At 59.8% G+C, this 14,355-nt stretch carries 15 protein-coding genes and 1 tRNA gene; 10 read left to right on the forward strand and 6 right to left on the reverse strand.

The window, feature by feature from the left end; translation table 11 throughout:
* Together VGG64_18995 and VGG64_19000 are read right to left on the reverse strand one after the other, a co-directional pair.
* Positions 1-364, reverse strand: a 364-nt coding sequence (locus VGG64_18995) for an LptF/LptG family permease (GenBank protein HEY1601696.1), incomplete at its 3' end; no start/stop codon positions are given.
* Positions 365-530: 166 nt separating this feature from the next.
* On the reverse strand, positions 531-1,853 hold the full coding sequence (locus VGG64_19000; GenBank protein HEY1601697.1) for a PLP-dependent aminotransferase family protein: 1,323 nt from the start codon (positions 1,851-1,853) through the stop codon (positions 531-533).
* Between the two features lie 163 nt (positions 1,854-2,016).
* On the opposite strand from VGG64_19000, the gene VGG64_19005 reads away from it, so the two are divergent.
* Positions 2,017-2,856, forward strand: coding sequence for a ComF family protein (locus tag VGG64_19005; GenBank protein ID HEY1601698.1), 840 nt, complete (start codon positions 2,017-2,019; stop codon positions 2,854-2,856).
* Between the two features lie 82 nt (positions 2,857-2,938).
* Entirely contained in the window at positions 2,939-3,895 is a 957-nt protein-coding gene (gene hemC, locus VGG64_19010) for a hydroxymethylbilane synthase (protein ID HEY1601699.1), read from the forward strand.
* 139 nt (positions 3,896-4,034) lie between these two features.
* Here hemC and VGG64_19015 read toward each other — a convergent pair.
* Positions 4,035-4,107: transfer RNA gene (locus VGG64_19015), tRNA-Ala, on the reverse strand.
* 197 nt (positions 4,108-4,304) lie between these two features.
* Between VGG64_19015 and VGG64_19020 the strand changes: the two genes are divergently transcribed.
* Positions 4,305-5,414 (forward strand): lysylphosphatidylglycerol synthase transmembrane domain-containing protein, encoded by a 1,110-nt coding sequence (locus tag VGG64_19020; GenBank protein ID HEY1601700.1) that lies wholly within the window; start codon positions 4,305-4,307, stop codon positions 5,412-5,414.
* Between the two features lie 71 nt (positions 5,415-5,485).
* Here the strand turns inward: VGG64_19020 and VGG64_19025 are convergent, their stop codons facing one another.
* A complete protein-coding gene (locus tag VGG64_19025) occupies positions 5,486-6,391 on the reverse strand; it encodes a right-handed parallel beta-helix repeat-containing protein (protein HEY1601701.1) in 906 nt (301 codons plus the stop codon).
* A 145-nt stretch (positions 6,392-6,536) separates the two neighbouring features.
* Here VGG64_19025 and VGG64_19030 point away from each other — a divergent pair, with 145 nt between their 5' ends.
* From VGG64_19030 to VGG64_19050, 5 genes are all read left to right on the forward strand, one after another.
* Entirely contained in the window at positions 6,537-7,100 is a 564-nt protein-coding gene (locus tag VGG64_19030; GenBank protein ID HEY1601702.1) for a macro domain-containing protein, read from the forward strand.
* A 16-nt stretch (positions 7,101-7,116) separates the two neighbouring features.
* Positions 7,117-7,479 (forward strand): VOC family protein, encoded by a 363-nt coding sequence (locus VGG64_19035; GenBank protein ID HEY1601703.1) that lies wholly within the window; start codon positions 7,117-7,119, stop codon positions 7,477-7,479.
* Positions 7,480-7,651: 172 nt separating this feature from the next.
* Positions 7,652-9,901 (forward strand): penicillin acylase family protein, encoded by a 2,250-nt coding sequence (locus VGG64_19040; protein HEY1601704.1) that lies wholly within the window; start codon positions 7,652-7,654, stop codon positions 9,899-9,901.
* Positions 9,902-10,014: 113 nt separating this feature from the next.
* A complete protein-coding gene (locus VGG64_19045; protein HEY1601705.1) occupies positions 10,015-10,185 on the forward strand; it encodes a DUF1328 domain-containing protein in 171 nt (56 codons plus the stop codon).
* Positions 10,186-10,286: 101 nt separating this feature from the next.
* Positions 10,287-11,108, forward strand: coding sequence for a sugar phosphate isomerase/epimerase family protein (locus VGG64_19050; protein ID HEY1601706.1), 822 nt, complete (start codon positions 10,287-10,289; stop codon positions 11,106-11,108).
* A 15-nt stretch (positions 11,109-11,123) separates the two neighbouring features.
* Here VGG64_19050 and VGG64_19055 read toward each other — a convergent pair whose 3' ends face one another.
* Complete coding sequence (locus tag VGG64_19055; GenBank protein ID HEY1601707.1) at positions 11,124-11,570, reverse strand: thioesterase family protein; 447 nt, start codon at positions 11,568-11,570, stop codon at positions 11,124-11,126.
* Positions 11,571-11,772: 202 nt separating this feature from the next.
* On the opposite strand from VGG64_19055, the gene VGG64_19060 reads away from it, so the two are divergent.
* Both VGG64_19060 and VGG64_19065 read left to right on the forward strand, forming a co-directional pair.
* Positions 11,773-12,264, forward strand: coding sequence for an acetolactate synthase (locus tag VGG64_19060; GenBank protein ID HEY1601708.1), 492 nt, complete (start codon positions 11,773-11,775; stop codon positions 12,262-12,264).
* Between the two features lie 219 nt (positions 12,265-12,483).
* Positions 12,484-13,167, forward strand: a complete 684-nt coding sequence (locus VGG64_19065; GenBank protein ID HEY1601709.1) for a hypothetical protein — start codon at positions 12,484-12,486, stop codon at positions 13,165-13,167.
* Positions 13,168-13,194: 27 nt separating this feature from the next.
* Here the strand turns inward: VGG64_19065 and VGG64_19070 are convergent.
* Positions 13,195-14,355 (reverse strand): alpha/beta hydrolase-fold protein (locus VGG64_19070; GenBank protein ID HEY1601710.1); only part of this gene is annotated, 1,161 nt, incomplete at its 5' end.

Genomic DNA, 14,355 nt, shown 5'->3' on the forward strand with positions numbered 1-14,355 from the left:
GACCAACGGCGGTGAGGACGGCGAGAGTTATGCAGGCCACGATAACAGGCTTCACGACCCGGACCCGCGTGATGCCCGCGGCCATCAGCGCCGTGAGCTCGTTGTGACGTTGAATCCACGCCACGGTGAACATTGCGGCAATGAGCGAGATCACGCCGCTGAGACGCTCGAAGAACCCTATCGACTTGTAAAAGTAGTACTCTCCCAGAACGCCGAGCAGGCTTCCCTGCGTCTCGGAATAGCGCATGAAGTCGTCAAGGTGGCTAAACGCGTCTAGCATCACGTACAAACCGGTCAAACTGACGAAGCAGATCACAAATACGTGAGTGAACTGACGCAGTAAGTAGCGGTCGATGATCTTCATCGGTGCTCGAAATCTTGGCGTAGGCCGACGCTCCGCATGCGGAGAGTAACTGCCGACTGCCACCGTGCTAGCAGAAGAGGGCGTGCCAGGGCGCGTTTGGGCCGCCCAGAATAAGACTTGGTCCGCCATTCACCAAGGCGGATTTGCCGCCCCGAAGGCGGTCAGATCATGCCAGCACGGTGTGAATCGCCCGAGCGAGGGCCTCGACACCGCGGCGAATCCGCTCGACCGATTGCACGCCGTAGCACAGGCGAATCATGTTTGTGCCGGCGTTCCGTTGCGGATCAGGATAGAAGTACTCGCCCGGCACGTACAGCACGCCCTCTTCCACCGCATGATCGAACAGCGACCCACCAGGCCCCGTGTCAACATGCTCTGGCAATTGCAGCCAGACATAGATGCCACCCTGCGGACGGTTCCAACTGACGCCGGGTAGGTCGCCTAGGTAATCGTCGCACGCAGCCAGCGTCGCCATCATCTTGGCGCGGTAGTGATCGCGCAGCTTCTCGATGTGCGGGCGCAACAGGCCCTCTTCCATCACGGCTGCCATCAAATGCTGGCTCAGGTTGGGTGAACCAAAATCGATATTGCCCTTCTGATTCGCGACCGGTTCGATCAGATCGCGAGGCAAGAAGCCCCAACCAACCCGTACACCTGGCGAGAATGATTTGGAAAACGTCTCTGTCAAAATGACGGTATCCCCTTCGGGGTCATACGACCGCAGGCTCGGCACGTCATCACCGGCGTAGCGCAGCTCGCGATAAGCCGCGTCCTCGATAATGCGGATCGTCCCTTGTCGCGACCAGCGCTTAATCACGTCCACGACCGGACCGCGGCGTTCCTCCGCCAACGTGACCACGCTGGGATTGTCGAAATACGAGACGACATACAGGGCTTTCACGCGGCCCAGCTCGCCGGCCGCGTCAAGCCGGGCCAGTTCCTCGTCGAGCGACTCCGGTACGACACCCCGTTCATCCGACGCGACACCTACCGCACGAACGCCGATATTGTGCAGGATGCCCAGAAAAACGAAGTAGGTTGGCTCCGGACAGATCACGATATCGCCTGGATTGCACAGCGTGTCGACCAGCAAGTGCAACAGTTCGTTGCTGCCCGCCGTCATCAAGACCTGATCCACGGACAGATGCTGTCCGGCAATCGCCGCGCCGTCATTTTCAAACAGATGGGCGAGCACGGCTTCGCGCAATGGCAGATGTCCAGCAGGCGTCCCGTATTGCAGCGCAGCCTGGGCGCGGCGAACATCCTTCAAAACAGCGTTGATCGCTTCCCGAGTCTCGTCGACCGGCAGCGAAACCTGATCAACAAATCCGGCCGCCAACGAAATCAACTCGGGATGCGCCAATGCCCGCTGCATCAGCGCACTAATCGGTTGGCTGGCAGCCGCCGCGGCGCGCCTGCTGAAGGAGTCGACCGACGTCATAAAAGTTGCCTCGTGGGCCAAGACGGCATGATTTAAACGCGGTAGCATACGAAGGTTCCGGCAAGGGGTCAATCTGGTCGTGTGGTCGCTGTCATTGTCTGCAAGTTAGGTTTGACACGCGTGTGAGGAATGATGTTCGCCGGAGACTGCTCGCGACGATCGCCGGACGCACGAATATTACGAACCTGTCAGGTCCGTCGCTGAATTGGGAATGCCGATAGTGGGCAGCAATCGAAAATCCTTGCTTCCATCGAACATTGCACAGTGGGCAGGGTGGTTTCCCTTGCCGTGCCTCGCATGGTCTCCCAAACTGCGCCGGGTCGTCGACCAATCTCGCCGTGCAATTCTCGAGCTAGTGCTGCCCCCGCGTTGCGTGTGGTGTTCCATGGAATCCGCCGATTTTCCTCCGGAGATTCTGCTGTGCGCGGATTGCCAGAAGCTTCTCGCCGGCGCCGAAACCAGCCGTTGCCCGCGCTGTGGGTCCGCCGTGTCATCCGCCGGACCACAAGCGTGTGCCGATTGCCAGGGCCGAGAATTGCGTTTCGACGGCGTTCTGCCACTGGGTTCCTACAAGGGGGACTTGCGCGAGTGTGTTTTGAAACTCAAACGGCCGGGGCACGAATCATTGGCCGTGGCCACGGCAGGTCTGTTATATGCACGCCATGCCGAACAACTAGGCGGGGCCAAGGTCGACGCCGTACTCCCGGTGCCAATGCACTGGGCGCGCCGGCTCGTACGTCGCGCCAACAATGCCGAGTTATTGGCCGCCACGCTGGCGACCCGACTGCGGGCGCCAATGTTGCACCGCGCAATGCGTCGCGTGCGCAACACCAGAAAACAGGGGCCGATGCTTCGCACCGAACGGCTGCAAAACGTGCGAGGTGCCTTTCGCCTGGCGGAGGATGTCGCTGTGCAGGGAAAAAAGCTGCTTGTCGTTGATGATGTGCTCACGACTGGCGCAACTTGCGACGAAATCGCCAAGACGTTGAAACGAGCCGGTGCGACGACCGTGACAATTGCCGTATTGGCCCGTGCCGACAGTGCCCGTTGAATGCAGGCGATTTCGCCTATAATGGTTTTTCTTTGTCGGTTGCCGGTCGAATCCTGCATTGCACTCCGCATCGAGCTTCACCTTGCCATCACGCACTCTCAGAATCGGCACCCGTTCCAGTGCGCTTGCCCGTTGGCAGGCGGATTGGGTCGCGACGGAGCTGCGCAATCGCGGGCACGATGTTGAACTCGTACTCATCTCCACTCGAGGCGACCGCAACCAGACGCAGGCCATCGGCTCGATCGGCGGCGACGGACTATTCACCAAGGAATTACAGCGTAGCCTGTTGGCCCGCGACATCGATTTGGCGGTACACAGCCTGAAGGATCTACCGACCGAACTGGTCGTCGGGCTGCTTCTGGGGGCCGTTCCCGAGCGCGGCCCGACCGGTGACGTACTGGTATCGCGTACTGGCGACACGTTCGCCCGCTTGCCCCCTGGTGCGCGCATCGGCACTGGCAGTTTGCGCCGTCGCGCACAACTGCTTCATGCCCGTCCGGATTTGCTGATGAAGGACATCCGCGGCAATGTTGATACTCGATTGCGCAAGCTGCACGCTGGCGACTACGACGCCCTGGTGCTGGCCGAGGCCGGCCTGAGGCGGCTCGCCTTGGAAAACGAGATCTCCGAAGTTCTCCCTCAGTCGGTGATCCTGCCGGCGGTCGGCCAGGGGGCATTGGGGATCGAATGCCGCGAAGACGACGAGTCGACTCGAATGGCCCTCGCAGCGCTCGACCATCCAGCGACACATCAATCCGTCACCGCCGAACGGGCCATGCTCATGGCGCTCGCCGGCGGATGTCTGGCGCCCATCGCCGGCTGGGGACGCATCGTGGCGAGCGGAGGGCTACGTCTCAGCGGCGTCGTGCTGAGTTCCGACGGTCGCCAGCGGGTGTTGAGCGATCGCGAGACGCCCGGCCCACAAGCACACAGCCAGGATATTCATCTAACCGGTGCCGAAGAATTGGGCCGACAGGTGGCTAGTGACCTGGCCGCGCAAGGTGCGATTGAATTGATCCACGCGGCGCGGACCGGATAATCGTCCCAGGCACAACGCGCAGCGCAGTTAGATACCTTGATACCCAGGGGGGTTAGACGTCACTCAAAGAAAAAACGCCGTTCAGCAATCGGCCCTTTGAGGCAAGTTGCTGGACAGCGTCTTCATGTCGGTTTGCAAGTGGAGGATAGGGGACTTGAACCCCTGACCTTCTGGCTGCCAGCCAGACGCTCTCCCAACTGAGCTAATCCCCCAGTAAACTTTGGTCGAGCCGAATGCGCCGCCTGGAATACGGCTGCGGCAAGCCTCGACCCCGGCCACAACTCCAGACTAGAATCGGGGTTGCATTCGCCGACCGGAAACTTTATCACCCTGGCCAAACACTGTCAATCCTGGCGCGCCGCAGCCCGACACGGCAATGCGAGGTGTCCGCACTAGGGCGGAGGAACGATTGAAGAAGCTGCTGGTTAACCTGCTGAAGTTCGGCGTCTCAATCGGCATCGTCGCCTACTTAGTTTACGACGCCGTTAGCGACGACTCGTTCGCGCGGGTCATGGACCAGCCCAAACATTGGGGCTTTTTCGTCGTCGCTTGGGCTCTCTGCATGGGAGCGACCTGTCTGACCTTCGTGCGCTGGTTTTATCTGGTTCGCGCCCTTGATCTGCCCTTTCGCATGGCCGATGCATTTCGGCTGGGCTTCCTCGGGTATCTGTTCAATTTTGTGTCATTGGGCAGTGTCGGCGGCGATCTGTTCAAAGCCGTATTTATCGCCCGTGAGCAAAAGGGGAAACGCGCCGAGGCCGTGGCTACCGTTGTCATCGATCGCGTGATCGGCTTGTATGCGCTGTTCCTAGTGGCCAGTGTGGCCGCGCTAGTCACAGGCATGACCTCGTCCCCCAATCACGACGTCCAGATACTCGTGCAGATCACGCTGTGGTGTACCCTGATCGGCGGCATCCTGATCACGGCGCTGGTCATGCCTGGCTTCACGAACGGCCGCTTCTCGACCTGGCTGCGCGGGTTGCCAAAGGTGGGCCTCATCATCGGCCGGTTGCTGGAAGCGATACGCATGTATCGCACCCGCCCCGGCGTCTTGGCGCTAACCCTGGCGCTCAGCGTGCTGGTACACGTAATGAACACCGTGGGCATCTATTGCATCGCGCGAGGACTACCCGGGGCCGTTCCGACGCTCGGCGAACATTTCATCATCGTGTCTCTTGGCATGCTAGCGGGCGCAGTGCCGCTGCTGCCGAGCGGTCTAGGGGCCTTCGAAGGAACCATGGAGATCCTCTATCGCATCGTACCGGGTGGTGCCGAGGTGGCGCGTGACGAGGGGCTGCTGGTGGCCTTTGGTTACCGATTTGTAACCATTACGATCGCCATCGTGGGGGCGATTTTCTATTTCCGCAGCCGCCGCGACGTCAACGCGGCCTGGGAAGAGGCCGAACATATGAACGATCCTGTAGAACCAACCGCCGGCAAACAATCGGTTGCGATTGGTACTCCGCCAACAACAAACGCTCACTATCCGCAATCCGATGGCGTGGCAACCAAAAGCTAGGCCTTCAGCGGCGACGTTTTGGCCGCAACCATTCTCTGCGGCCCGGTGACCGGCCTGCGAACAAGGATCGCCTATTCGGCCACGCGGCGCCCATCCAGAAACAGGTTTCCGCCGCGGCGAACCAGGGCCGGCGCGGTTTTCGTTTCTAGTTCGGTTTCGTCGATCGCGGTGGTCGACAATCCACTCGTGAGCACCTGCGCCAGGCCGTTGTCGTATACCAGGCACGACTGAATTCGTACGCTCGATGCGCCACCTACCGCAATTCCTGCGCGACCATTTCCTCGGGAGATCGTGCCGGTCAGCGTGCAATTCTTGGCGCAATCGTGGGCATTGATGCCGTCAAGTTGAAAGCCCTGCACGGTGAGCTCGTTAATTACCACGTCGTGCACCTCGTACAGCGTAACGCCGACGGTCAGCGCCGCGAACGAGATCGCGTAATCGGCTGGTAGCTCCCCCTGGTCGACGCGAAAGTAGACCATGCCATCGGCCAGGCACCACTCGCGCGGCTCGAGCCGGGGCAGGATTCCAGCGGCAGAATCCAGGGGTCGCCGCGAAGCTGGCGGGCCGTCGAGAAACAACTGCGCGAAAGAACCACGCGACGGCCGGAAGCGAAACAACTCGCCTCGGAAATGCTCCCACGCCTTGGCTGGCACCAGACGTGAGCCTTCCAGTATCGCACCATGGCCCTCGATCATAAACGGCTTCGAGCCGAGCCCGCTGTGCCGCCCGCCACTCAGCGTAACACTCTCGCGATACGGCTCGCCCGTGTTGGCCATCACAATCCGGTCACCGGCGTTGGCCAGATCCAACGCGCGGGCCAGTGAACGCACCGGACCCCCGATCGCGCCGGCAGTGACAGGCGTGGTGGCGTCGCGATCGTCGTCGCCATGCACGTTGTCGACGAACAGATCCAGGGCCCGCGCCGGCGTGGTGCTAGAAAGTGCGCACAGCAGGACAAAACTGCAGAATCGTTGCATCGATCGATCGTCCATCTAGGAACTGAGAGCCTTGCAAGTGTACCACGCACTCTGCGTCGCACCGGATTATTGACGCAACTGATATAATTTCCGACGGGCTTGACCTAAGGCTCGGTGCCTTTGTCGATGTAGCGAGAGGGCGAACATGAAGCGCGTCAAAATCGGCAATTGTCTCTTAGAGCTGCGCCAAGGTGACATTACCGACGAAGTCGTCGACATGATTGTGAACGCGGCCAATAGCCAATTATCCCCTGGCGGCGGAGTGGACGGTGCCATTCATCGTCGCGGCGGCCCTGCCATCGTCGCAGAAACACTGCAAAAATTTCCGCAAGGTTGCGCGACGGGATCGGCTGTTATCTCGGCGGCGGGCAACTTGGCCGCCCGCTTTGTGGCGCATGCCGTAGGGCCGGTGTGGGATGGCGGCAACGCGGGCGAGCCAGAACTCCTCAGCGGGGCTTTTCGCCGATCGTTGGAATTGGCGATCGAGCACGACTGCCGTTCAGTGGCCTTGCCGGCACTTAGCGCCGGAGTCTATGCCTATCCGCTTGCCGACGCGGCCCGCGTGGCATTGACGACCGTGCTTGAGTTTCTTCGCCAGTACGACCAGCCCCAGCTGGTTCGGTTCGTGCTCTTCGGCCCAACGGCTTTCAAGACGTTCGCTAACGTGCTGGCGGAACTTGCCGGCCCCTGTGAAACCATCAGCGATTGATCGAGGACCAAGTGGCATGATCGCCGGCATACATCACGCCCAGATCTCCTGGCCAAAGGGCCAGGAAGAATCCGCGCGGCGTTTCTATTGCGAAGTGTTGGGCCTGGTCGAAGTGGCAAAGCCCGCGTCGTTGGCCGATCGTGGGGGCCTGTGGCTGGCCGTTGGAGATTTGCAACTCCACATTGGCACCGAAGAGGGGGTTGATCGCCACTCCTCGAAGGCCCACGTTGCGTACTCGGTCACGGATTTGCCGGCCTGGCGGCAGCGGTTGGCCGCTCTGGGGATCGAAACTTCAGAGGGCCTGCCGATTCCCGGCTATCGCCGTTGCGAGTTCCGCGACCCCTGCGGAAACCGGGTCGAGTTCATAGAGCCCACGTAATTCTAGCTGCAATGCTTGCGGGCGCCCGCGCCTACGGGGCTGGCGATTCGCCGTCTATGTTGGGTAGACTAGTGACACGGCTCCGGCCGAAGTGCCGGATGTGCCCATTTCGTCTTGGGTGGCCCTTGGCCCTCATTATTCATTTTGATTTGCAACTCGGGAGAGTGTCACTATGCCTTGCGGACATCGGGAGTCGTTTCTGGCGGTGCTCTTGCTTGGTGTCGTCGCCTCGCTCGCGTGGTGTGATTCCGGTCGGGCGGACGAGGGCAAGACCGGCGCGCTCGATCATCAAGAACTCGCCCGTGCCGTGACAATCTATCGCGACAAATACGGCATGCCGCACATCGACGGCAAAACCGACGCGGCCGTGCTGTTCGGATTCGGTTACTGTCAGGCCGAAGATTTTTTCTGGCAGATCGAAGATTCGTACCTGATGGGCCTGGGTCGTTACGCTGAATTGTACGGCAAGCCCGTGCTGCCGAAGGATATTCGCAACCGTGCGTTCGAGATTCCGCAACGCTCTAAAGAGGACTTCGATAAGCTCGATCCCGAACTGCAGCGATTGGGTACCGCCTTCGTCGCCGGCATTAACTTCTATCTCGAAACGCATCCGCGCACCAAGCCGCGACTGCTCAAACGTTTCGAACCGTGGTATCCACTGGCTTTCGCCCGAGCCGCCATCTTGGAACTTGTCGGCGGCCACATGAATGTGCCCGGCGGCGACCTGCCCACCTCCTACGGCGAGAAGAAGATTCAGGAAGAAGTTCGCGCCGCGACAGGCAGTAACGCCTGGGCCATCTCAGGCAGCAAAACGCGATCGGGCAAAGCCATGCTGCTGATCAATCCTCACCAGCCCTACTATGGCTTTGGACAGTTCTACGAAGCGCACATGCGCAGCGGCGAGGGGTGGAACTTCACGGGGGGCGCCTTTTTCGGAACGCCCATCCCGGCGCTAGGACACAACGAATACTGCGGCTGGGGCTTCACCACTAACGAGCCCAACGTCGGCAGTTCGTGGCGCGAGACCTTTGACGATCCGGACGAGCCGCTCAACTATCGTTATGGCAATGAATACCGCAAAGCCGTGCAATGGACTGACACGATCAAGGTCAAACGCGGCGGCGACTTCGAGTCGGTTGACGTGACACTCCGAAAGACGCACCACGGTCCGATCCTGCACAAGCTGAACGACAAGGAATACGTTTCGGGCGCAGTCGCCAAGATGTACGACGCCGTGTTGTCCCGGCAAACCATGAAGATGGTCCGTGCCAGGAACATCAATGACTTCCGCGAAGCGATGGGCATGCTCGACCTGCACCTGTTCAATACCGTCTACGCCGACGTACACGGCGACATCTACTATCTGTACAACGGCATCGTCCCAAAGCGCGATCCATCGTTCGATTGGGACAAAACAGTCGACGGCAGCGACCCGCGCACCGAGTGGCAGGGCATTCATCCGATCGCCGATTTGCCGCAAGTACTTAATCCGCCGTCTGGCTACGTACAGAATTGCAATTCGACCCCTTATACCACCACCGACAATGCCGGTCCCGCGATTGGCGACTATCCGAAGTACATGGTCGAAGACCAGTACGACGACAAGCGGCGGGCGAAGATTTCGCGACTTTTGTTGCGCGACGCCAAAGATGTGACCTTCGAGCATTGGCAGGAATTGGCCTTTGACACAACGATCTACTGGGCCCTTACCGAGTTGCCACGGTATCGTCGCGATCTGGCCGCGTTGCGCGAATCGGATCCCGATTTGGCGGCCAAGGTCGAGCCCTATTTGGTACACCTGTTGGACTGGAATTGCGTTGGAAACATCGATTCCACACAAGCGAGCCTGTGCCTGGCCTGGTACGAAGAGTTGTACGGCTTCGGTTATCCGGCCGAGACGCTCAAGCAACAATTCGTCTCGAACCCTGCCGAGCAGCTCAGGGCGCTGGTGACCGCGGCCAAGAAGTTGGAGAGCACGTTTGGCAACTGGAAGATTCCCTACGGCCAGATCAGCCGCTTGCAACGACACGCCAACGTGTCGGACTTCATCAAGATCCCATTTAGCGACAACGCGGCAAGTCTGCCCAGTGCCGGCATGCCCGGCCCTCCGGGCGTGGTATTCACGATGTACTTCACGCCCACGATCTACGCGCCACCGTTGAAAGTAATGAAGAATCATTATGCGGTGGTCGGGGCGAGTTACATCGCGGCCGTGGAATTTGGCGACAAAGTGGTAAGTAAGTCGCTGCTTCCCTATGGCGCCAGCGGCGATCCAAAGAGTCCCAACTTTTTCGATCAGGCCGAGCTGCTGTCCAAGAAGCAGCTCAAAGAGAACCTTTTCTACTGGGACGACGTCGTAGCCGGCGCCAAGCGCGTGTACCACCCGGGCGAAACTACGCCCGAAGGCCAGGGCGCTCGGTAAATTCGCCTCCTGAGCCGCTCTCTGCATGGTAGGCTTGAACGGGCAGCCGGCGGCATTGGCATTGCCGTCGGCTCCGTTTCTGCGTTTCCAGACCTCTCGCGGAGGATCGTACCATGTTGCGTTGGGCCATTACGTTCTTCATCATCGCGCTCATTGCCGCGGCGTTAGGATTCGGTGCCCTCGAGGGGGTAGCGATGTACGCGGCGAAGATCCTCTGTCTCGTCTTCGTGGTGCTGTTCGTGGTATCGCTCGTGCTAGGTCGCGGACGGCCGCCGCTCGCCTAAAACGTGAGAACGAGATCACTTTTCGTTACCGTTTTGGTGCGCGCGATCTACCCACCACTCCAACTCGATTCACCGCGCAGCATGAGGAGAGCACACCGACCATGAAACTCGGCTTGATCAACTCTGCTTGGGTGCAAGCGAACCAGCCGACTGCTTTTGGGCTGCGCAAAACCAAGGCGATCGGATTCGACGCCGTCGATATATTCACCGATCCTTTGGACCTGGACGCGTGCGAGCGTCGGCTGATCCGCGAGACGTGCGCCGAGCTGGAACTGCCGATTGTGTCGCTGCCCTGCGTGGCAGTGGGATTGGCCGACCCCAGCCCGAGCGTGCGTGCATTTCACCGCGGTCGCGTCGCGGCTTACCTCGATTTGGCGTATGACTTTGGCGCCGCCAATGTGTTGTTGGTATTAGGCGAATACATTTGGAACAAGGAAGTCATTCCCGCGGGCGAGCAATGGCGCTGGGCTACCGTGGCGGTACGCGAGCTGGGCCTGCAAGCGCGCGAGCTGGGATTAAAGATCGCCATCGAGCTTGAGCCTTTTCCGCTTTCGCTGGTCAACGACATCGACACGATGGTTGCTTTTTTGGACGACGTCGATCTAGAGAGCGTGCAGGCCAATATCGATATCTCGCACCTGGCACTCTCGCACGTCAAGCCAGAAGAGTTGCGCCGACTGAAGGGGCGCGCCGGCCACGTTCACATTTCAGACTGCGATGGCCAGGTCCATGGCGATCTTCCGCCGGGACGAGGCGTCGTGCCGTTCGAGCCCTATCTGGCCGAGATCAAGCAGCTGGAAATCGATGGCACGATCTCAATTGAACTGGAATTCGCGCCGGACCCGGACCAGATCGTTGAATGGGTCGAGGAAGCCTACCTGGCCACCGATCAATTGATGGCGCCGCTGGGATTGCGCGGATAGCCGCGCCTACGGCAATTATGAGTCTTGCCGCAGCCATTCGGGCACGCGCTGCACGCGCCCTTCGCGATCGACGCAGGCTAGTGTGCTGTGCCCTTCGGCCAGCAACTCGTCGCCGCGCAAAACTTCATATGTATGCTCGATCTTGGCCGCCGAAATACGCGTGGCGCGCGTGCGCAAGGTGAGCATGTCGTCGTAGCGCGCCGATCGCTTGTAGGTGCAACCGATACGCACGACGACCATGAATAAGCCGTCCTCTTCAACTTGGCGGTAGTCGCGGCCGTTGGCCCGCAGCAGTTCCGTACGGCCAATCTCGAAGTAAGTGAAATAATTGGCATGGTGCAGGACGCCCATGGCATCCGTCTCTTGATAACGGACGCGAATTTGGATGTCTTGCTCGAGAATCATTGCCGGAGGCACTCCCAGGTTCCAATCGCCACGATAACGTTGTTCGTTGGGACCCACGCGCGCATGCGGTGGTCAAAGGCGGACATCATCTTAGAAAGTCGCTAGTCCCCGACAAAGACGATCTGCTCGGTTAGTTGACGCAAGGCTGTCGATTCTTTACAGTTAGCGGGTCCTTTTGGGCAGAGAATTGGTCGTGTTGCGCGCATGCCCGCCACAGGTGCTAATCACCGCAACAACGTCGCGAGCGAGACAAAGCGCAATGAGCACAAGTGAAGGGACTGGCACGGGCTATTCGACGATGCGCGGACGTAACTACCCGTCGATCCGCCAATTTACGGTATTCCTGGAAAACCGCGTCGGGCAGCTGCTCGAGGTCGTTCGCCGGTTCGAGGGGAGCAAGGTGCGGATCGTCGCCTTGTCGATCGCTGACGCCGCCGAATGTGCCTTTGTCCGCTTTTTGCTGAGCCATCCTGAGCAAGGGCGGGAAATCCTCGAACGGGCCGGCCTGGCCCTGATCGAAACTGACTTAATTGGCGTGGAACTGCCCGAGGGCCCGCAGCCTCTGTTGCAGGTCTGTACCGCCTTGTTGCAGGCCGAGGTGAACATCGTTCAGGCGTACCCCTTGCTGGTTCGTCCGCGTGGCCAACCGGCGGTGGCCCTGATGGTCGACAATATCGACATGGGAATGGAGACCCTGGCCAACAAGGGCTTCTCCATGATCACCGAGGGTGACTTGACTGAGGATGAATAGCCGCGGACGAATAATCGTCTTGCTGTGTCGATCCTGCGTCACTTCCCCTGGTGGCAGTGGTCCTAACGCTCAGGTGGCGATCCATTTCAATTGGCGAGTCGCCCCTTTTCGGGCGGGGCTGCTGGGCGTCGACTCCTTGACTTGATCCGCATGACCGGTTCAGACTAGAAGGACCGGACGCCCACTGATCCCCGCTGCCAAGACGTCGAGCCCGCGCGCATGCCAATCTCCGTCCTCTGCCCCAGTTGCAAAGCCCGCTTTCAGGTCAGCGAAAAGTTCGCCGGCAAGCAGGGGCCCTGCCCCAAGTGCAAAGCGCCAATCACCATTCCCAAGGTAGAAGAACAAGTCCAGATCCACGCCCCCGAGGCGTTTGCTGCCGGCGGCAAAACGGCTACGGGCGAAGCGGTGATGAAGCCGATCACCCGCAAGGAAGCCAAGCTGCAATTGATTCCCACCGTGATCGCGGTGTGCGGCGCTTTGACAGTATTGGCCATCGCCGCGTTTGCTGGAAAAATATTCAAAGATATTTTTGCCTTGCGTGCCTTGGCACTGTTGGCCATTTCGGTGCCACTAACAATCGCCGGGTACGCCTTCCTGCGCAACGACGAGTTGGAGCCGCATCGTGGCCGCTGGCTGTGGGTGCGGGCCACGATCTGCGGACTAGGCTTCTCACTGCTGTGGCTCGGATTCTCGTTTATCCCAGTGGATCTGCGCTCGTCGACCTGGAGTTATTTCATGATCGCTCCGGTGTTTCTATCGATCGGTGCAGGCATCGCCTTCGGATGTTACGACCTGGATTTCGGCAACGGCTTTTTGCTGTGCTGCTTTTACACAGCGGCCACGCTCGCGCTGGGATGGCTGGCAGGGCTCGAGATGCCGTGGAGCGTGATAACGACGCGCTGACCGCGATACGAAGTCGCAGCCCACGACTCAATCTGGATGATGCTTGCGGAATTGGGCAGACATCTCTTGCCTGATCCGGCGCCCCAAATCGGCGGTCAGAATGTCGCTGTGCCCTTTGCCGGGCTGAATTTCAACGACCGCGTCGCTCCCAAGCTGGTGGAGTGTCTCTTTCAGTCGGCGCGTGGCACTGTCGAGATAGAACGTATCCAATGCGCCCGTAATAATATTCAGTTTACCGGCCAGTTGTGGCCCCAACGTCGACCAGTTTTGCTGTAAAACCAGTCGAATGTCATATTTCTCCCAGCTTTTAGCGACCGCTGAGTCGATTTGACCTGTCTGGCGGTCCCACAGGCGGCGCGGCAGCCCGTCTGTATCGAGCGCGCTGAACACGGCCTCGAACGAGCGAAGTTGACCTCCTCGCCCCAGAACGTCGTCCATCTTGGCGAATGAAGAGTAGAACAAAAACGGCTCGGTCCCCCGCCGCGCAATCGGACGGGCCTGCCCTTGCGGATCGACATACATGTTTTCTGGTGGGTTGGCATACAGATTGATCAACTGAAAATCATGAAAATCGACCGGATCGGGCGAAGTGCTCCAGCAGCCCCCAAACGTATCGGGATAATTAACTTGCAACCACAAGCTCGCCCAGCCGCCAGAGCTGTGCCCGGTGGCAAATCGAGCGCTGTCTTGCGGTATCGTCCTAAAGTTCGCATCGACGTGCGGTATCATGTCGCGCACGAGCGTCGCCCCGCGCGGGCCATTGGTGGCGCTGTCTGCGTAAACGTGATGCCCCCATTTGCAATTGCCGCTGAGTAGCACGCGGATGAAATCTGCTTCCCCTTCGCCGGCCTGCGGTGCCGCGTTGCGATAACGGGCCGGCGGACGATGCGTACCCCCGAAACCAGGAATCTCATAAATCACTGGATACCGCCGTTCTGGATGTTCGTCGTAACCGGCAGGCAACACCACGGTGGCGCGTTCAATCACTTCTCGTCCGAAGAACTGCGCAAGCAGCGTGCTCGGCAGCGCGATCTCGTGTACCCAATCCGACTCAAGCACTGGCACGGCTTCGACCACCTTGTCGAGCAAAAGTGGAATTGTCGCTGGAACGGCGGGATCGATCGAAAGCTCGGTAACATCGCTATAGAAATTGCCAACTCCGTGGGCCTGATGCTGACAATAGAAATC

Source organism: Pirellulales bacterium (assembly GCA_036490175.1).
GTDB lineage: Bacteria > Planctomycetota > Planctomycetia > Pirellulales > JACPPG01 > JACPPG01.

What these genes read in the sequence shown, in the direction of transcription:
- VGG64_19050 (HEY1601706.1), top strand. Translation starts at nt 10,287, where the DNA reads ATGAAACTCGGCTTGATCAACTCTGCTTGGGTGCAAGCGAACCAGCCG.
- VGG64_19065 (HEY1601709.1), top strand. Translation starts at nt 12,484, where the DNA reads ATGCCAATCTCCGTCCTCTGCCCCAGTTGCAAAGCCCGCTTTCAGGTC.
- VGG64_19000 (HEY1601697.1), bottom strand. Translation starts at nt 1,853, where the DNA reads ATGCTACCGCGTTTAAATCATGCCGTCTTGGCCCACGAGGCAACTTTT.
- VGG64_19005 (HEY1601698.1), top strand. Translation starts at nt 2,017, where the DNA reads ATGCCGATAGTGGGCAGCAATCGAAAATCCTTGCTTCCATCGAACATT.
- VGG64_19045 (HEY1601705.1), top strand. Translation starts at nt 10,015, where the DNA reads ATGTTGCGTTGGGCCATTACGTTCTTCATCATCGCGCTCATTGCCGCG.
- VGG64_19060 (HEY1601708.1), top strand. Translation starts at nt 11,773, where the DNA reads ATGAGCACAAGTGAAGGGACTGGCACGGGCTATTCGACGATGCGCGGA.
- VGG64_19035 (HEY1601703.1), top strand. Translation starts at nt 7,117, where the DNA reads ATGATCGCCGGCATACATCACGCCCAGATCTCCTGGCCAAAGGGCCAG.
- VGG64_19025 (HEY1601701.1), bottom strand. Translation starts at nt 6,391, where the DNA reads ATGCAACGATTCTGCAGTTTTGTCCTGCTGTGCGCACTTTCTAGCACC.
- VGG64_19040 (HEY1601704.1), top strand. Translation starts at nt 7,652, where the DNA reads ATGCCTTGCGGACATCGGGAGTCGTTTCTGGCGGTGCTCTTGCTTGGT.
- VGG64_19030 (HEY1601702.1), top strand. Translation starts at nt 6,537, where the DNA reads ATGAAGCGCGTCAAAATCGGCAATTGTCTCTTAGAGCTGCGCCAAGGT.